General features: G+C 71.0%; 13 protein-coding genes. 3 read left to right on the forward strand and 10 right to left on the reverse strand.

Going from position 1 to position 18247, the window contains the following annotated elements:
* The 6 genes from KDM41_12560 to KDM41_12585 all read right to left on the reverse strand — a co-directional run.
* A partial coding sequence (locus KDM41_12560) for a hypothetical protein (GenBank protein MCB1184259.1) occupies positions 1-1914 on the reverse strand: 1914 nt, incomplete at its 3' end.
* Between the two features lie 149 nt (positions 1915-2063).
* On the reverse strand, positions 2064-3206 hold the full coding sequence (locus KDM41_12565; GenBank protein MCB1184260.1) for an acyl-CoA dehydrogenase: 1143 nt from the start codon (positions 3204-3206) through the stop codon (positions 2064-2066).
* Between the two features lie 24 nt (positions 3207-3230).
* Positions 3231-4076 carry a 3-hydroxybutyryl-CoA dehydrogenase gene (locus KDM41_12570; protein ID MCB1184261.1) on the reverse strand — a complete coding sequence of 282 codons (846 nt, stop codon included), beginning with the start codon at positions 4074-4076 and terminating at the stop codon, positions 3231-3233.
* A gap of 34 nt (positions 4077-4110) precedes the next feature.
* Complete coding sequence (locus KDM41_12575) at positions 4111-5298, reverse strand: acetyl-CoA C-acetyltransferase (protein MCB1184262.1); 1188 nt, start codon at positions 5296-5298, stop codon at positions 4111-4113.
* Positions 5299-5352: 54 nt separating this feature from the next.
* A complete protein-coding gene (locus KDM41_12580) occupies positions 5353-6492 on the reverse strand; it encodes an acyl-CoA dehydrogenase (GenBank protein ID MCB1184263.1) in 1140 nt (379 codons plus the stop codon).
* 295 nt (positions 6493-6787) lie between these two features.
* On the reverse strand, positions 6788-7465 hold the full coding sequence (locus tag KDM41_12585; protein ID MCB1184264.1) for a lamin tail domain-containing protein: 678 nt from the start codon (positions 7463-7465) through the stop codon (positions 6788-6790).
* Positions 7466-7557: 92 nt separating this feature from the next.
* On the opposite strand from KDM41_12585, the gene KDM41_12590 reads away from it, so the two are divergent.
* Positions 7558-8529 (forward strand): Gfo/Idh/MocA family oxidoreductase, encoded by a 972-nt coding sequence (locus tag KDM41_12590; GenBank protein MCB1184265.1) that lies wholly within the window; start codon positions 7558-7560, stop codon positions 8527-8529.
* Here KDM41_12590 and KDM41_12595 read toward each other — a convergent pair.
* Positions 8526-9362, reverse strand: coding sequence for a tRNA threonylcarbamoyladenosine dehydratase (locus KDM41_12595; GenBank protein ID MCB1184266.1), 837 nt, complete (start codon positions 9360-9362; stop codon positions 8526-8528). The two genes, KDM41_12590 and KDM41_12595, sit on opposite strands and share 4 nt — an antisense overlap.
* A 301-nt stretch (positions 9363-9663) precedes the next feature.
* On the opposite strand from KDM41_12595, the gene KDM41_12600 reads away from it, so the two are divergent.
* Positions 9664-10989, forward strand: a complete 1326-nt coding sequence (locus tag KDM41_12600; GenBank protein MCB1184267.1) for a hypothetical protein — start codon at positions 9664-9666, stop codon at positions 10987-10989.
* 14 nt (positions 10990-11003) lie between these two features.
* Entirely contained in the window at positions 11004-13118 is a 2115-nt protein-coding gene (locus tag KDM41_12605; GenBank protein MCB1184268.1) for a VCBS repeat-containing protein, read from the forward strand.
* 73 nt (positions 13119-13191) lie between these two features.
* Here KDM41_12605 and KDM41_12610 read toward each other — a convergent pair whose 3' ends face one another.
* The 3 genes from KDM41_12610 to KDM41_12620 form a co-directional block, all read right to left on the reverse strand.
* Complete coding sequence (locus KDM41_12610) at positions 13192-14964, reverse strand: M1 family metallopeptidase (protein ID MCB1184269.1); 1773 nt, start codon at positions 14962-14964, stop codon at positions 13192-13194.
* A 161-nt stretch (positions 14965-15125) separates the two neighbouring features.
* Positions 15126-16742, reverse strand: a complete 1617-nt coding sequence (locus KDM41_12615; GenBank protein ID MCB1184270.1) for a DUF3369 domain-containing protein — start codon at positions 16740-16742, stop codon at positions 15126-15128.
* Positions 16735-18247, reverse strand: a 1513-nt coding sequence (locus KDM41_12620; GenBank protein MCB1184271.1) for a PAS domain S-box protein, incomplete at its 5' end; no start/stop codon positions are given. The genes KDM41_12615 and KDM41_12620, both read right to left, overlap by 8 nt.

Below are 18247 nucleotides of genomic sequence, written 5' to 3' on the forward strand. Positions count from 1 at the left end.
CAGGTCGGCGCCCTCATCCACGTCGGCGGTGCCGACGGCGAGGAAGTCGGTCCCCGTGGCGGCCGCGCACGCAGCCAGGGCCGCGTCGAGGTCCGCGCGGTTGCCTTCGCGCTGCACCAGCACGGCCCCCCGGCCGAAGGCGCGACCGCCGACGGCGAAGGGCTCCTCGGCCACGCGCACGGTCACGTCGTGCTGCAGCAGGTGGGCCAGCACGGCAGGGGTGGCGTCGGGATCGCCGTCCAGGACGTAGTACAGGGCGCCCGCGATCGGCGTCGGCGCCGCGGCCGGCTCCGGCGCCTGCCACGCCTGCCAGGGGCCGGACGGACGCTGCGCGCCCCAGTACGCCGGAATGCCCCGCAACAGCGGCAGCGACCAGGCCGTGGTGTCGTAGAGGCGGCTCCCCTTCTCCTTCTCCAGGTACTCGCGCTCCTCGCGGAAGAACTCGGCGTTCATGGGCACGTGGGGATCGAGCAGTGCGCGCACCAGGTGGCCGGACGGCTGGGCCGTATCGACCAACAGGGTCCCGGGCGGCAGATCGAGGTCGGGCGACTCGCCGCTGCGGGCGTCGACCAGGCTCGCGCGGCGCGCCCCGTCGCCGCCGAGGACCTCGACCTCGATGCCCTGGTCGGTGAGCAGACGCGCGAACGCCGGCAGCCGGCCCGGACGCCGCGGGTCGGGCGGGAAGACCCAGGCCCCCACCTTCGCACCGGACCGGCCCCGGCCACCACGGGCGCGGGCGGCGATCTGGTCGGCGAGGATCTCCGGCGCGTTCGCCGCCAGGCTCGCGAGGTTCGCCAGCGACGAGGTGACCTGGTGATCGACGGCCTGGGCGAAGGTGCGCAGGGTGCCGTCGCGCTTGCGGGCGTGGGTGCCGGTGGTGCGCGACATCTCGTACAGCACGCCGATGGCGCCGTGGTAGGCCGCCCAGGACGATCCGTAACCGGGGAAGAACTCCTCGTTCCACTCGCCGTTGAAATACGGGTAGCCCCGCGCGTCGAGGGCCCGGGCCTGGGCGCCGGAGAACCGTCCCTCCCACTTGACGGCGTTGGCCGGCAGGAAGGGGTTGAAGGGATGCCGCGGCGGCGGGAAGAGGTAGGTCGAGTTGGCCCCCATCTCGTGGCTGTCGACCAGGAGCTGCGGCACCCAGCGGGCGACCTCGCGGCTGCGCGCGCTCTCGGGCAGCTGCATGGTGATCCAGTCGCGGTTCATGTCGAACAGGTAGTGGTTGCCGCGCCCCCAGGGCCAGACGGCGCGGTGGGCGAGATCGTCGAGGTCGGCCTGGGCGCGGCGGTGGGCGAAGCTCGTCACCTGGGCCAGGTAGCGCGTGCGGCCGTCCGGATTCTCGCAGGGATCGATGAGCACCAGCAGTTTTCCGCGCAGGTCGGTCGCCGCGGCGTCGGTGCCGGCCACGAGGCGATAGGCCACCACGGCCGCCGCGTCGGTGCTGCTCAGCTCGTCGCCGTGGATCCCGTAGGCCAGCCAGGCGACAGCGCGTGCGGCCGACAGGTCGGCGGCCGCCGGCGTGCCCCCGCGCCGGGGATCCAGCCGCGCGACGTGGGCGGCGCGGAAGCCCTCCAGGTCGGCCACCACCTCGGGCTCGGAAACCGCCAGGTAGACCAGGGGCCGCCCCTCGTAGGTGCGCCCGAACTCGACCAGGGTCGCGCGCGGCGAAGCGGCCGCGAGGGCCTCGAAGTAGCGCACCACCTCGTCGGGCCGCAGCGGACGCGCGGCCGGCTCGACGCCGGTCACCGCGGCGATGGTGGGCACGGCGGGATCGAAGGACGCCGCCGGGAAGCGGGCGGCCAGGTCGAGGGGCTGCAGGCCCTCGTTGAGGGCGGCGGCGGGGACATCCGTCGCCACGGCGACGACGACAGCGAGCAGCAGGGCGGACAGGACGAGCTGGCGAGCGCGCATGGGAGCTCCCTGGTTGGATCGGGTGCTTCGGGGTGGAACGATCGGGCCGGTGGGCCGGCGGCATGGTACCACACCGGGGGCGGTGGGCCAAGGAAACGCCCCGCCCCCGGGAGGGGACGGGGCGTCGCGGCGTGGCCGGGAGCGTCCGGCTACTTCTTCAGCTCCATGCTCGAGATGACCATGCGCTGCGCCTCACTGGTGCCCTCGTAGATCTCGGTGATGCGGGCGTCGCGGAAGTGACGCTCCACCGGGTACTCCTTGGAGTAGCCGTTGCCGCCGAAGATCTGCACGGCCTCGTTGGTGATGAAGTGGCTGGCCTCGCTGGCGTAGAGCTTGGCCATGGCCGACTCCTCGCTGTAGCGGCCGCCCTGGTCCTTGGCCCACGCGGCGCGGTAGGTGAGCAGGCGGGCCGCGTCGAGCTGCGTGGCCATGTCGGCGATCTTCCACTGGATGGCCTGGAAGGCCGCGATGGGCCGGCCGAACTGCTCGCGCTCCCGGCTGTAGGCCCGCGCCGCCTCGAAGGCCGCGGCGCTGATGCCCAGGGCCTGGCTGGCGATGCCGATGCGGCCGCCGTCCAGGGTGCTCATGGCGACCTTGAAGCCCGACCCCTCGGGGCCGAGCACCTGGTCGTCCGGCACGCGCACGTTGTCGAAGGCGAGCTGGGCCGTGTCCGAGGCGCGGATGCCCAGCTTGTCCTCCTTGCGGATCACCGAGAAGCCCGGGGCCGTGTTCTCGACGATGAAGGCGCGGATGCCCTTGTGTTTCAGCGCAGGGTCGGTCTGGGCGAAGACGATCAGCACGTCGGCGTGGGCGCCGTTGGTGATGAAGTTCTTCATGCCGTTGAGGACCCAGCTGTCGCCGTCCTTCTTCGCCGTGGTGGCCTGGGCGGCGGCGTCGGTGCCGGCGCCGGGCTCGCTCAGGCAGTAGGCGCCGAGCTTCTTCCCGCTGGCCAGCGGCGTCAGCCATTTCGCCTTCTGCTCCGCGGTGGCGTAGGTCTCCAGCGGCCAGCAGACCAGGCTGTTGTTCACCGACATGATCACGCCGCAGGAGGCGCAGGCCTTGCTGATCTCCTCCATGGCCACCACGTAGCAGATGGTGTCCAGGCCGGCTCCGCCGAACTCCTCGGGCACGTTCATGCCCATGAAGCCCAGCTCCCCCATCTTCTGCACGATGTCGTGGGGGAAGCGCTCCTCGTGGTCGAGGGCCGCGGCCACGGGCGCGATCTCACGCTGGGCGAAGTCGCGGGCCATGTCGCGGATCATGCGCTGCTGTTCATTCAGTTCGAAGATCACGGCGTCTCCTCTTGGTCCGGATGCCTAGTTGGCGTAGTCGTAGAAACCCTTGCCGCTCTTGCGGCCGAGATGGCCCGCGTCGACCATGCGGCGGAGCAGCGGGCAGGGACGGTATTTGCTGTCGCCGAAGCCCTCGTAGAGGACCTCCATGATGTCCAGGCAGATGTCCAGGCCGATGAAGTCGGCCAGGGTCAGGGGCCCCATGGGGTGCGCCATGCCCAGCTTCATGACGGTGTCGATGGCCTCCTTGTCGGCCACGCCCTCCATGAGGCAGTAGACCGCCTCGTTGATCATCGGCATCAGGACCCGGTTGCTGATGAAGCCGGGGTAGTCCTGGACCGTGACCGGCACCTTGCCCAGGTCCGAGGCGCACTTCGTGATCGTGGCCAGGGTCTCCGGGCTGGTGGCCTGGCCGCAGATGATCTCGACCAGCTTCATGATGGGCACCGGGTTCATGAAGTGCATGCCGATGACGTCCCCGGGGCGCTGCGTGCACGCGGCGATCTTGGTCAGGCTGATGCTCGAGGTGTTCGAGGCGAGAATCGCCCCCGGTTTGCACACCTCGTCGAGCTTGGTGAAGATCTCCTTCTTCACCGCGAAGCTCTCGAAGACCGCCTCGACGACCAGGTCGCTGTCGGCGGCGTTGTCCAGGCCGACGACCGGGTGCAGGCGTCCGAGGGTGGCCTGGGCGTCGGCCTCGCTGAGGGTCTCCTTCTTGACCATGCGGCCGAGGTTCTTCTCGATGGTGCCCATGGCCCGGTCGAGGAACTCCTGCTTCACGTCGATCAGGTTGACGTCGTGACCGCACTGGGCGAAGACCTGGGCGATGCCGTTGCCCATGGTGCCGCCGCCGATGACCGAAACCTTCATGATCGTTGCTCCTTTGTCCGGCTTGCCGGAAGGGTTACGGACGGCTGATGGCCATGCTCACGGCGTCGCCGCCGCCGAGACAGAGACTGGCGATGCCCTTGTCGACGCCCCGGTCCTCCATGGCGTGCAGCAGGGTGACGAGGATGCGGGCGCCGGAGCAGCCGATCGGATGGCCGAGGCTGACGCCGCCGCCGTTGACGTTGACGGTGTCCTCGTCGAGCTCGAGCTGGCGCACCACGGCCACGCTCTGGGCGGCGAAGGCCTCGTTCAGCTCGTACAGCCCGTAGTCGGTGGTCTTCGTGCCGAGCTTCGTCAGCAGGTTCCGGATGCTCGTGACCGGAGCCATCATGACCTGCTTGGGCTCGACCGCGCCGGTGGTGGCGCCGTCGATGTAGGCGCGGATGGTGAGCCCGTTGGTCCGGGCGAAGTCCTCGCTGCAGATCAGCAGCGCCGCCGCGCCGTCGTTGATCGACGAGGCGTTGCCGGCGGTGACGGTGCCGCCGTCGCGCTTGAAGGCCGGACGCAGCTGGGCCATCTTCTCGGCGCTGACGTCGGCCCGCGGCCCCTCGTCACGGGCGACGACGACCGGAGCGCCCTTGCGCTGGGGCACCTCGACCGGCACCACCTCGGCGTCGAACCTGCCGTGCTCCCAGGCGGCAACCGCCCGGGCGTGGCTGCGGGCGGCGTAGGCGTCCTGGTCCTCGCGGCTGACGTGGTACGTGTCGACGACCCACTCGGCGGTCATGCCCATGTGGAAGTCGTTGTAGATGTCCCACAGGCCGTCGTGGACGAGCAGGTCGGTCACCTTGCCGTCGCCGAGGCGCAGGCCGTCGCGGGCCCCCATCAGCGCGTACGGGATCCGGCTCATGTTCTCGAAGCCGCCGGCGATGACGCACTCCTTGTCGCCGGCCCGGATGGCCTGGTCGGCCAGGGCCACGGCCTTCAGGCCCGAGCCGCACACCTTGTTGATGGTCATGGCGCTGACCGTCTCGGGGATGCCCCCGAAGATGGCCGCCTGGCGGGCCGGATTCTGGTTCAGGCCGGCCTGGCAGACGCAGCCCATGATGACCTCGTCGACCTTGTTCACGTCGACCCCCGTGCGCTCGACCAGGGCCCGGACCGTGATGGCGCCCAGCTCGGGCGACCGGATCGAGGACAGGCCGCCCTGGAAGGTGCCGATGGGGGTGCGGACCGCACCGCAGATGACCGCTCGCTTGCTCATGTCTCTATCGCTCCTTGTGGGGCGCGCCCGGGACGCGCCGTGACGTCGTCGTGTCTAGTGTTCGAGTTCGTAGCGGCCGATGACCATGCGCTGGATCTCGCTGGTCCCCTCGCCGATGGTGCACAGCTTGGCGTCGCGGTACATGCGCTCGACGGGGTACTCGGTCGTGTAGCCGTAGCCCCCGAGCACCTGGATGGCCTTGTGGGTGACGAACATGGCCGTCTCGCTGGCGTGCAGCTTGGCCATGGCGGCCATCTGGCCGTAGGGCTGGCCGGCGTCCTTGAGGCGGCAGGCCTCGTAGGTGAGCTGGCGGGAGGCCTCGATCTGCACCGCCATGTCGGCGAGCATGAACTCGATGGCCTGGAACTTCGCGATGGCCTGGCCGAACTGCTTGCGCTCCTTGGCATACGCGCGGGCCGTGTCGTAGGCCCCGACGGCGAGGCCGAGGGCCACCGCGGCGATGGAGATGCGGCCGCCGTCCAGCGTCTGCATGAAGTACTTGAAGCCGTCGCCCTCGCTGCCGAGAAGGAGGTCGCCCGGAACGCGGACGTCCTCGAGGGTCAGGGGCGCGGTGTCGCTGGCCCGCATGCCCAGCTTGTCCTCTTTCTTGTGGACGGTGAAGCCCGGCGTGTCGGTGGGCACGATGAAGGCGCTGATGCCGCGGCTGCCCTCGGCCGCGAGGTCGGTCTTGGCCGTGATGATCAGGGCGCCGGCGTAGTGGGAATTGGTGATCCACATCTTCGAGCCGTTGAGCACCCAGTCGTCGCCGTCCCGGACGGCGACGGTCTTCGTGCCGCCCGCGTCGCTGCCGGCGCCGGCCTCGGTCAGGCCGAAGCTCAGGAGGCTCTCCCCCGCCGCGGCCGGCGGCAGGAAGCGCTGCTTCTGCGCTTCGGTGCCCAGGGCGGCGATGGGCCAGCAGCCGAGGCTGTTGTGGGCCGCGACCGTCAGGCCGTGGCTGCCGCACACCCGCGAGATCTCCTCGACGACCAGGGCGTAGCTGGTGATGTCGGCCCCCACGCCGCCGTACGGCTCGGGCGTGGTCAGCCCCAGGAAGCCCAGTCCCCCCATCTCCCTGACCGTGGCCTCGGGGAAGGCGGCCGTGCGGTCGATCTCGGCGGCGATCGGCGCGATCTTCGCGTGGGCGAAGTCGCGGGCCATCTGGCGGATCATCTTCTGGTTCTCGTTGAGCTGCATCGTGACTCCTGGGCCGAGAGCGACGCCGGCGCGGGCAGGCCGCAGCCGGACGGGATAGCCGGGATCGGCAGGTGGTGCGCACCGCGTTCCCGGCGCCTCGCGGGTGGGTGGAAGGCACCGGAAATGCTAACCGAACAAAGTCCAAGATTACAGAGAAATCAAGGGTTGCGCCGCCCCTGGCCTGAAAAATGCGCATTTCCGCAACTTCGTGGGGCGACGCAAAAAGGGGACGGCCCGGGACTCCTTTCCCGGACCGTCCCCCGGCCTCGCGGTCCGGCCGTGCCGGGCGGGGCCGTCAGCGGAAGAGGGACTTCACCGCGCCGAAGCTGCGGGCCTCCACGGCGACCGAACCGCAGACGTTGGGCAGGCCCGGTGTCGGGACGCAGCCCGTGCTGCCCGGCTCGAGGGAGCCGGTGTAGGGCCACAGGCCGTCGAAGAGCACCCAGTCGAACATGTCCGCCTGCCAGCCGCAGCTGCGGTCGTCCTCGGCCATGTGGTCCTCGTAGTGGGCGACGTACATGAGTTCGAGTTCCTCGCTGCCGGGGATCGAGCGCAGGAGCCGCACGACGTCACCGCCGTTGTTCAGGCTGAAGCCGGTCGTGCTGTAGCCGTTGGCCGCCTGCCAGGCGACGGCGTCCGAGCCGTAGAAGACCGCGATGCCTTCGGGCGCCAGCTCGCCGAAGAGCTGCAGATGCGGCTCGGTGCCCGTGTCGTCGCGCAGCCAGTAGGTCGACAGGTCGATCATGTCCGGGCCCACGTTGCGGACCTCGATCCACTCGTCGCCCTTGAAGTCGACCAGGCCGTCGCCGTCCCAGTCGCTGGCCGGATCGGCCAGGATCTCGTTGATGATGAGGGGCTCCTGGGCGGACGCCGCGCCGGCAACGCCGACCAGCAGCAGGGCCGCCAGCAGGACGGCCGCACGGAGCGGACGGGCCCGCCGGCGGGCCCGCGGATGCAAGGGACAAGGAGTCATGGTAGGATCCGATCCGGGAGGGGTTGGCGGCCGGCTCGCGTCGCGTCCGTGCGACGGGTCGGCCCGCCCCGCAAGCCAGAAACGGACCCGAGATGACCTTCCGCATCGGCGTCGTCGGCGCCGGCACCCATGGCGAACGCTACGTCCGGCACGGAGCCCGGGACGTGCCCGGAGCGACGGTCACGGCCCTCTGCCGCCGCAGCGAGCAGCCCGGCCGCGCGCTCGCCGCGCGCCACGGCGCCCGTTACCACCGGGAGGCGGACGCGCTCATCGCGGACCCGGCGGTTGACGCCGTCGTGGTCTGCACGCCGCCCGGGTCGCACCACGCCCTGGCCCGGACGGTCCTCGCCGCGGGCAAGCCCCTGCTGCTGGAAAAGCCCATGACCGGCACCCTGGCCGAGGCCGAGGATCTCGTCGCCCGCGACGGCGGCACGGCGCCGCCCCTCTGCCTGGCCCAGTCGCTGCGCTGGAATCCGGTGCTGCGGCGGGTCGGGGAGCTCTGGCCGCGGCTCGGACGGGTGCACCTCGTGCGCGCCAGCCAGCGTCTGGCCCCCACCACCCTCGCCTGGCAGCGCGACGCGGCCGCCACCGTGGGCGGATCGGTGCTGCTGACGGGCGTGCACCTCTTCGACACGGTGCGCTGGCTCACCGGGCGCGAGTTCGTCGCCGTCGACTCGCGGCAGCGGCAGGTGCGCAATCCGGTGGTCGAGGACCTCTTCGTGGCGCGGGCCCTGCTCGACGACGGCAGCTGGGCGGCCCTCGAGGTGAGCAAGTTCACCGACTCGCGCGCGTGCTGGTTCGAGGCGATCGGGGAGCGCGGCCAGCTGCGGGCCGACTACCTGGCGGGCGGCATCTGGTGGCACGGCGACGGCGACGACGAGACCTGGGACGTTTCGGCGCGGGTGCCCACCCTGCCGGCCCTGCTGGCCGACTGGCGCGACGCCGTGCGGGACGGCACGCCCCCGCCGGTGACGGCCGCCGACGGCCTGGCGACCCTGCGCATGGTCGACGCCTGCTACCGCTCGGCGCGGGAGGGTCGGGAAGTGGCGGTGGCGACGGGCTAGGCCGGGCCGGGCGCGGGCGCGGCGGCCGGCACCACCGGCAGCAGCGGCGCGGCGGCCACGGCGTCCTGGATCACGAGCCCCGCGAGGAACATGCCGAAGGTGGCGGTCACGTGCACCGCCGAACCGTTGATGACCTTCTTGGTGGCGCACCAGTCCCGGTGCTCGGAGCCGTCGGCGGGCACGAATTCGGGGCAGAAGCACTTGTGCGTCCCGCAGGCCACATTGGTGTGCTCCACCGGCGGCAGCACCTCGGGCGAGAAGACGGCCTGGAAGTCGCCGTCGAAGCCCGCCTCGCGCAGGCGCCGCCGGATGATGCGGGCCAGCGGACAGCCTTCCGTCTCCCACACCGAGCCCACCCGGATGCGCGTGGGATCCAGCTTGGACGCCGCCCCCATGGAGCTGTACAGGGTCGCCCCGGCGGCCGTCGCCCGCCGGATGAGCTCGACCTTGCAGCTGATCGAATCGATGCAGTCGAGCACGTAGTCGAAGGCCCCGAGTTCGAACTCGTCGGCGGTGGCCGGCTCGTACACCTTCTGCAGGGTCGTGACGCGGCAGCGCGGGTTCAGCAGGGCCAGGCGCTCGGCCAGTTCCGCCACCTTGCTGCGCCCGACGTTCTTCGTGGTGGCCTGGAGCTGTCGGTTCACGTTGGTGATGCAGACCACGTCGTTGTCGACCAGGGTCAGGTCGAGCACACCCGACCGCACGAGGGCCTCGGCGGCCCAGCTGCCCACGCCCCCCACGCCGAAGATCGCCACGCGGGCGTCGTTGAGCCGGCGCAGGGCCGGGGTGCCGGTCAGCAGCTGCAGGCGCTGGTAGATGGGATTGACGGCCATCGGGACCTCGCGGGTGCGGGAACGGGCGTCCGGACCATCCGGACGCGAGGCCCCAATATAGCATCCGGGGCCGCCACGGCCAGTTGGCGGGCGGATTGACGCCGGACCCACCGTCGTGGTAGGATCTTCTGAGTGCGGGCCGATCCGGTCCATCCCGATCTCCCGCCGATCTGCCGAGTCTGCGCGTTTTCCGCCCCCGACCGGAACGGCATCATGCCGGCAACGCAGGTGAGGAGCACGAACTATGGCCCTACCCCACCGGACTCGCCGCCGTGGCGGCGGCCGGGCGCTTCTATCCGTCATGGCAGCCCTGCTGGCTTGCGCCGGCTGCGGCGATGGCGATCCGGGAACGCCCCCCGATCTCGATCCCGAGGCCCAACTCACGCGGGCCATCAGGGACGAACTGCCCCTCACGGCCCTGCCCGAGGTGCCCGTTTATCCGCCCAACAACGGACCGGACGAGGACCGGATCGCCCTCGGGCGCCTGCTCTTCTTCGATCCCGTGCTGAGCGGCAACGGCGACGTGGCGTGCGCCACTTGCCACCACCCGGCCCTGGCCTGGGCCGACGGCCGACCGGTCTCCATCGGCGTCGGGGGCGTCGGGCTCGGGCCCGACCGCGTCCAGACTCTCCCGGGCGCACCGACCGAATTCACGACTCCCCGCAACTCTCCCACCATGCTGGACGTCGGCCACTACCCGCCGTTCCCCGGCGAGGATCCCTGGCTGGGCATCATGTTCTGGGACGGCCGCATCACCGGGCTCGAGGAGCAGGCCCGACATCCGGTGCGCAGCCGCGACGAGATGGGGCACGACGAGTACACGGCGCCCGAAGCCCTGACCCGGGTCCTGGAACGGCTACAGGACATCCCCGAGTACGTCTCGCTGTTCAGCGCGGCCTTCCCGGCGGAACTGGAGACGGTGCGCCAGATCTTCGGCGCCGGCAACGACCAGTTCGTCATCAACGGCGACACCTACGGCCGGGCCATCGCCGCTTACGAGCGGGAACTGACGACCACCGGCGCTCCCTACGACGCCTTCGTGCGCGGCGACGACGGCGCCCTCAGCTTCGCGCAGAAGCGCGGCCTGATGCTCTTCCACGAGAAGGGCTGCGCCGAGTGCCACAGCGGCCCGATGTTCAGCGACTTCCGCTTCCACGCCCTGGGCACGAAACAGGGCGGCTCGGGGAAGCCCCCCATCCACGAGGGAGGGGGCGACGGCACCGACCTGGGTCGCTTCCGCGAATCGGGTCTCCTGGCGGACAAATACGCCTTCCGCACAGGTACCTTGCGGAACGTCGCCCTGACGCCTCCCTACTTCCACACCGGTGGTGAGGAATCGGGCGGCGACTATCAGACCCTGCGCCAGGTGATCGAGTTCCACCAGCGCGGCGGCAACGACGAGGGCCTGACGGCCATGGAACTCGACCCCCTGATCCGGCCGGTCGAACTGGCCGAACAGGACATTCTCGACCTGATCGCCTTCCTCGAGAGCCTGACGGCGACGCGCCTGGCGAGCGACCGGGTCGATCCGACGGTGCCCGACAGCGTGCCCAGCGGCCTGACGCCGCCGGAGAAGCTGCCGCCGGTGCTGACCAACGACTACGTCCCCCCTGAGGGGTCGCCATAGATCCGGAGGAGCCCATGAGCTTCCGTCACAACACCCCCGTTCGCGGGCTCGCTCTCCTGGCCGTCGTCGGCCTGCTCGGCGCCGTGTCGCCCGGTTCGGCCCGCGCCCAGTACGCCGAGGAGGCCCAGGCCCGCGGCATCGACATGATCTGGTCGGCCGTGTACGCGCCCGGCGACCTGGGCAGCGGCCTGGCCATGGAGGACGCCGACCACGACGGCGACCTCGACATCTTCGTCGGCACCAAGCGGGGCTTTCCCCTGGCCGTGTACCGCAACGACGGCGACCAATTCACCGCCCTCGGCGACGACCTCGACCTCGCCGCCGACCACGACATCAAGCAGGTCCTCTTCGCCGACCTGGACAACGACGGCTGGCGCGACCTCGTGCTCTCCCTCTGGCAGCCCGACGAGATCGGCACCGCCTTCCTGAGCAGCACCCTGCGGGTGTACCGCGGCGGCCCGGACTTCGGTTTCGAACGGCGCCTGGACACGGCCATCGATTTCGAGATGGTGAGCCTCGCGACCGGCATGTCGGCCGGCGACATCGACCGCGACGGCGACCTCGACCTCTACGTGGGCGTGTGGAAGGCGGGCCAGGCCAGCGCCCTGGCCGCGAACCGCCTGTTGCGCAACGACGGCGACTTCCATTTCACCGACCGGGGCGCCGCCCTGGGCGTGGCCGGGGCCAAGAAGACCTTCCAGGCGACCCTGGTCGACCTGAGCGGCGACGGCTGGCTCGACATCCTGACGACCGAGGACAAGCGGGGCGGCGTCACCTACTACGAGAGCAACGGCGACGGCACCTTCACCGAACGCAGCCGCGACTCGGGCCTCGACGGGTACGTCTTCACCAGCGGCAACTACGCCGACGGCATGGGCATCGCCGTGGGCGACTACGACGACGACCTGGACCTCGACGTCTACATCACGAACATCTTCGACGGCAATCTCATGTACCGGAACAACGGCGACGGCACGTTCACCAACGTGGCGCCCGCCAACGGCACCGTGAGCCTGCGCGTGGGTTGGGGCTGCAGCTACATCGACTTCGACAACGACACCCGCGACGATCTCTTCGTGGTGAACTTCGGCATGCTCGGCACGGCCGACAACGGCGACCGTCTCTACGCCAACCAGGGCAACGGCACCTTCGTGGACATCGCCGCCGGCGCCGGCATCATCACCGACGAGGACGCCTTCGGCATGGCCACCGGCGACGTGGACGGCAACGGCGGGATCGACCTCATCGTCAGCCAGGGCCGCCGGCCGGTGCGGCTGTACATGAACACCGGCGTCTCCGGCAACAACTGGGCGGCGCTCGATCTCGTCGGCACCGATTCGAATCGCGACGCCGTCGGCGCCATGGTGCACGTCTGGTCGGGCGGTCGGCAGCGGCTGTACACGGTCATGGCCGGCGAGAGCTACCTGAGCTTCAACTCCCACCGCATCGAGCTCGGCCTCGGCGCGGCCACGGTGATCGACTCGGTGGCCGTCGACTGGCCGACCGGACGGCGCGACACCTGGCGCGACCTGGCGGCGGGGCAGGTGCACGTGCTGACGGAGACGGCCACGGCCCCGGATCCGCCGACCTGGGCCGCCCGCTGGGACGGCTCGGCCCTGGCCGTCAGCTGGCGCGTGCTGAATCCCCTGCGCTGGAGTCGTTTCGAGCTCTGGTGCACGGCCCCGGGGCCCGAGCGTCTCCTGGGCAGTCTTGCCGCCCTGCCCGGCCAGTCCGACTACGAACTGCGCGACCGCGACGCCGGCGCCGGCACGACCTACCTGCTGCGCGCCTACCGGCCGGAGGTGGCCACACCCACCGAGAGCGACCCGATCGCGCCGCCGGCGGTGGCGCTGTCCGCGCTGGCGGTCAAGCACCCGCGCCCGAACCCCTTCAATCCCCGGGTGGTGCTGCGCTACGCGGCCCCGGCGGGTGCCGACGTCAGGCTGCGCATCCTCGACGTCAGGGGCCGCGAGATCGTGCGGTTGCCCGCGCCGGTGGGCGACGGCTGGCAATCGGTGACCTGGGACGGGCGGGATGCGTCGGGTGGCGGGGTGCCGAGCGGCCAGTACTTCTTCGAGATCACCGCCGGCGGCGAGACGCGCACCGAGCGCATGACCCTCGTGCGCTGATTCGCCGCGGACCGGTGCCGAAACGGGACGGCCCGGCGGATGCCGGGCCGTCTTCGCGTCGGTGGCGCTGCCGTCAGGCCGCGAGCACGCGTTCGATGCCGCCCCGGGCGATGGGATGATAGCCGCCGCCGCTGGCCGCGAAGATCTCCGCCGCCAGCGCCCGCGTCGCACCGTTGCCGTGCAGCGCCGTGTACAGGGGCTTGAGGTACTTCATGCGCCCCACCTCGCCGAGGAAGGTGCGGATGCGCCCGAACGCCGGTTCGTAGCCACTGCCCGCCGCGATCACCAGCCAGTTGCAGAGGATCTCCGCGTTGCCCGCCGCGGTCAGGTCGAAGTTCCCGTCGAGCCAGGCGCAGTCGGCCGCGGGCAGGGTGCGCGGCAGGGCCTGCAGGAAGATCTGCCAGTCCTCGGGCGTCCACCCCTTGGCCTCGGCCGCGTCCGGACGGCCGCCGTCGGACCAGGACCGGGCCAGCCCCTGCAGCTTCTCCAGCCGCGCCGAGGTGAACGACGGCGCGTTGTCCGGCAGGCCCGGCTGATGGATCCAGCGCTCGGCACCCACCTGCTCGGCCACGCCGGGCAGTTCGGCGGCGAGGAACGCCTCGAAGTCGGCCGTCGTGATCGAGGTGAAGCTGAAGTGCTTGATGTACTTCTTCACGAAGGCGTCGAACTTCCCGCGGCCGACCGTCTGTTCGAGCAGCGAGACGAACAGGAAGCCCTTCTCGTACGGCACCTGCGAGTAGAACTCGTCCGGATCGACGCCCTCGCCGTCGGTCTTCAGCTTCGTGAAGTCCGAGCCCGCGCCGAAGGCGGCCATGGCCTCGTCGAGGCTGTTGCGCCCGATGGCGGCGGCCAGGGACTTGGCCTCCTCGCCCCCCATGTTCTCCAGGATGCGGCGCTCGGCCCACACGGTGAAGCCCTCGTTGAGCCAGAAGTCGTCGATGGTCGCGTTCGTGACCAGGTTGCCCGTCCAGCTGTGGGCCAGCTCGTGGGCCAGGACGTTCACCAGCGAGCGGTCGCCCGCCAGGAGGGTCGGCGTCAGGAAGGTCAGGCGCGGGTTCTCCATGCCGCCGTAGGGGAACGAGCCGGGCATGACCAGGAAGTCGAAACGATCCCACAGGTACGGCCCGAAGACCTGCTCCGCCTGGGTGATCATGGTGTCGACCTCGGCGAACTCCCAGGCCGAACGCTCGAGGGTCTCGGGCTCGGTGTAGACGCGCGAGCGGGGACCGAGGTCCTTGCCGGTGATGTTCCCCACGGCGAAGGCGAAGAGGTACGACGGGATGCTCTGGGGCATCTCGAAGGTGAAGGTGCGCGTGCCCGGGCGGTCGCCGTCGCGGGCCTCGCCGGGGGCCGCGGCCATGACCGCGGTCAGGGCGGCGGGCACCGTCATGGCGCAGGAGAAGGTGAAGCGGGCCAGGGGCGAGTCCTGGCAGGGAATGACGCTGCGGGCATGGATGGCCTGGCACTGGCTGAACAGGTACGGGTGCTGGCCGCCGTCGGTCAGGGCGGGCTCGAGCCATTGCAGGGCGCTGGCGCCGGGGCTCGTGGTGAAGTCGACCCGGAAGGAGTCGGTGCCGTCGGGCACGACCACGCGCAGACGGGTGCCCATGATGGCGTCGCTGTGATCGGTGTCGTAGGGGACCGCGCCGCCGTCCACGTCGAAGACGCCCCGGATGGCCACGTCGCGCGTGTCCAGGTCGAGCGGACCGCCCGCCGGCGCCGCCAGGGTGTAGACGGCCGAACCGTGGATCCGGCTGGTCCCGAAGTCGACGTCCAGGGTGATGTCCATGTGGGTGACCCGACCCTGGTCGAGGTCGGAGAAGGAATGGGGATCGCGACGGCTCACGTGGGCACCTCCGGCGAAGCTGACGGTCTCGGGGGACGGACTGAACCCCCATTGTCGCGTCGCCGGGGCCCGATCGCAAGTCTCCGGGGTCGGGGCTCCGTTCGGCATCGCCCCCGGCGGGTCTGCGGCGGACGCGCGGTCGGCGGACTCCGGCGGGAGGTCTAGTCGGCGACCGCCAGGCGCCGCCGGGGCGACGTGTGGTCCGGATTCTCCCGGACCACGGCGATGAAGCGGTCACGATGGGCCAGGAAGACGTCGACCAGGCGGGGGTCGAAGCGGGTGCCCCGCCCGGCCGCGATGTGGGCCACGACCTCGGCCAGATCCATCGCCTCGCGGTAGACCCTGCGGTTGACCATGGCGTCGAAGACGTCGACCACGGCGGTGATGCGGCCGGCCAGGGGGATCTCCTCCCCCGCGAGCCCGGCCGGATAGCCGCTGCCGTCCCACGCCTCGTGGTGGGTCAGGGCGATCTCCGCGGCCGCCCGCATGAGGGGCCGCTCGCTGCGGGAGAGGATCTCGTACCCGATCGTGGTGTGGGTCCGCATGACCGCGAACTCGTCGGGCGTCAGGCGTCCCGGCTTGTTCAGGATCGCGTCGGGGATCCCCACCTTGCCCACGTCGTGCATGGGCGTGGCCACCCGCAGGACATCGGCGAGATCGGGCGCGCACCCGGCCAGGGAGGCCAGCAGGTGCGCCATCTCCCCCACGCGCAGCACGTGGTGGGCCGTCTCGCGCGAGCGGGTCTCCACCACGTCGCCCAGGGTCTGGATGATCTCCTTCTGGGACTCGATCAGGTCGAGGCTCAGGTTCACGTTCTGGAACGCCGTCGCCGCGTTGGTCATGAAGAGCCGGACGAGGCTCGCCTCGAGCCCCCCCAGCCCGCGCCGGTCGGCGACCAGGAACAGGGCCTGCCGGCCGTTGTCGGCCCGGATCAGGCGGGCATAGGCTTCGTCGCCCACCCACGGACGGTCGGTGGCCAGGACGTGCATGACCGGCGCCGCGAGCTCGGCCAGATCGACCTCGGCCAGGGACCGCTCCTCCAGGCCGGCGAAACGTCCGTAGGCCTGGCAGACGACGAAGCCGTCGCCCTCGTTGCGCGCGACCAGGGCCGCCACCGGGGAGCCGGCGGCGTCGGGCGCCGCGGTGCCGGCGGGGTCCAGCAACCCGACGAGATCGTGCAGGACCTGCTTCGTGAACCGCCGTCGCGATCGCCACTCGAAGAGTCCGCCGCTGGCCTCGATGACCCGCTGCATGCCGTGGCGGCTGCGCTCGATGGTCTGGAGATCCCGCCAGGAACGCAGGGCGCTCGTGACGGTCGTGTACAGCTTCTGCGAGGTGAGTTCGGTCTTCGCCTTGTAGTCGTTGATGTCGTAGCGCGCCACCACCTCGGTCTCGGGGGCCTGGCCGGGCTGCCCCGTGCGCAGGATGATCCGCACGTTGCGGTTGCCCAGGTCGCCCCGGATGTGCTGGACGAGACGGAGACCGCTGTCCTCCTGCTCCATCACCACATCGAGCAGGACCAGGGCGACGTCCGGATGCGCGGCCAGGACTTGCCGGGCGGCGGCGCCGGAGTGGGCGCTCAGCATCTCGAGCCCGCGGCCCTCGAAGGTGTAGTCCCGCAGCACGAGTCGCGTCAGCACGTGCACCTCCTCCTCGTCGTCGACGATGAGGATCTTCCAGGTGCGCGCTGCGACCCGTCCGGGGTCGGCGACGGGGGCCGCGGCGAAGACCAGCGGTCCGTCGCGTTCGGCCGCCGCGGCGGCGCGCGGATCAGACATGCTCGACCTCCTCCTGCCGGGGCACCCGGATCCGGAAGCGGGCGCCCCGGCCGGGCCTGCTCGCGCACGAGATGCTGCCGCCGAGGGTCTGGGTGACGTTGTTGTAGACGATGTGCATGCCCAGGCCCGTGCCGCCCCGGCCGCGCCGGGTCGTGTAGAAGGGCTCGTAGATCCGCGCCAGCTGCTCGGTGGTCATGCCGTTGCCGTTGTCGCTGTAGGTGAGCACGATCTCGTCGGACTCCGCGGCCACCTCGATGCGGATCTCCCCCACCAGCAGGCCGTCGAAGCCGTGCTTCAGCGAGTTCATGACCAGGTTGGAGAGGACCTGGTAGAGGGCGCCCGGATCGCAGGTCAGCACGACGTCGTCGGCGCATTCGCAGTGGATGCGGAAGCCCGTATTGCGCAGCCGCGGGCTGAAGCTGCGGATGACGTCCCGCAGGTACTCGCCGAGCGCGACCCGCCGCTTCTCGCCGGCCGTCTGGTCGACCGCCACGTTGCGGAACTTGTGCAGCAGGTCGGCGGCCCGCTGCAGGTTCGACCCGACCAGATGGGCCGACTCGCGGCTGTCCGCCAGGAAGTCCTCGAACTGCCGCTGCGTGAGGGTGCCGTCGCGGTACGAACGGTCGCAAGCCGCCTGCAGCTGGTCGAGATGAGACGCGGCGGTGACGCCGATGCCGATGGGCGTGTTGATCTCGTGGGACACGCCCGCCACCAGCCCGCCGAGGGCCGCCAGCTTCTCGGCCTCGAGCAGGCGCGCCTGGGCTTCGCGCACCAGGCGCTGGTTGCGCCGGTCGTCGGTGACGTCGCGCATGATCCCCTCGACCGAACGCAGCTGCCCCTCGCCGTCGAAGACCGGCGCCTCGAGCACCTCGAGCACCAGACGCCGGCCGTCCGCGGTGCGGGCCAGCAGTTCGTAGGGTGGCTGCTTGTAGCCGAGCAGGGACTTGGCCGCCGCCGCCCGGGCGCGCAGGTTGCGCTCTTCGCCGAACCAGCCGCGGAACGCCCGCGAGAGGGCGGCGGTGTCGGCGTGGCCCAGCACGTCGCGGTACGAGGGACTGGCGTAGGAGATGCCCCCGTCGGTGTCGAGTGAGTAGAAGACGTATCCCTCGCGCAGGCTCTCGATGATGCGGCGGTAGCGCCCTTCGCTCAGGCGCAGCGCCTCGTTGGCGGCGACGAGCTCCTGGGTGTTCTCGACGATGCGCCGTTCGAGGTTCTCGTTCAATTGCCGGTAGCGCGCCTCCGCGTCGCGGATCGAGGTCATGTCGGTGATCACCGCGAACCCGCCCTGGAAGGTGCCGTCCTCCCGGACGAGGGGCGACGGGCTGACCCGGGCGGGGAAGGTGCCGCCGTCGCGCCGCGGCACGTCCACCTCGAGAGCCTCGCCGGCGGCCAGGCCCCAGCCGGGCCAGACCGCCACCGGGAAGTCGGGCGGCAGGTCCAGGAAGAGGCCCACGTGCCGGTCGAGCAGTTCGTCCCGGTCGTAGCCCGTCAGGGCGCAGAGGCGG

This window comes from bacterium, from assembly GCA_020440705.1.
GTDB lineage: Bacteria > Krumholzibacteriota > Krumholzibacteriia > LZORAL124-64-63 > LZORAL124-64-63 > JAGRNP01.

Bases quoted from the DNA above. Each gene is read 5' to 3' on its own strand.
- KDM41_12605 (MCB1184268.1), top strand. From the start codon at position 11,004: ATGAGCTTCCGTCACAACACCCCCGTTCGCGGGCTCGCTCTCCTGGCC.
- KDM41_12580 (MCB1184263.1), bottom strand. From the start codon at position 6,492: ATGCAGCTCAACGAGAACCAGAAGATGATCCGCCAGATGGCCCGCGAC.
- KDM41_12615 (MCB1184270.1), bottom strand. From the start codon at position 16,742: ATGTCTGATCCGCGCGCCGCCGCGGCGGCCGAACGCGACGGACCGCTG.
- KDM41_12570 (MCB1184261.1), bottom strand. From the start codon at position 4,076: ATGAAGGTTTCGGTCATCGGCGGCGGCACCATGGGCAACGGCATCGCC.
- KDM41_12595 (MCB1184266.1), bottom strand. From the start codon at position 9,362: ATGGCCGTCAATCCCATCTACCAGCGCCTGCAGCTGCTGACCGGCACC.
- KDM41_12600 (MCB1184267.1), top strand. From the start codon at position 9,664: ATGGCAGCCCTGCTGGCTTGCGCCGGCTGCGGCGATGGCGATCCGGGA.
- KDM41_12575 (MCB1184262.1), bottom strand. From the start codon at position 5,298: ATGAGCAAGCGAGCGGTCATCTGCGGTGCGGTCCGCACCCCCATCGGC.
- KDM41_12585 (MCB1184264.1), bottom strand. From the start codon at position 7,465: ATGACTCCTTGTCCCTTGCATCCGCGGGCCCGCCGGCGGGCCCGTCCG.
- KDM41_12590 (MCB1184265.1), top strand. From the start codon at position 7,558: ATGACCTTCCGCATCGGCGTCGTCGGCGCCGGCACCCATGGCGAACGC.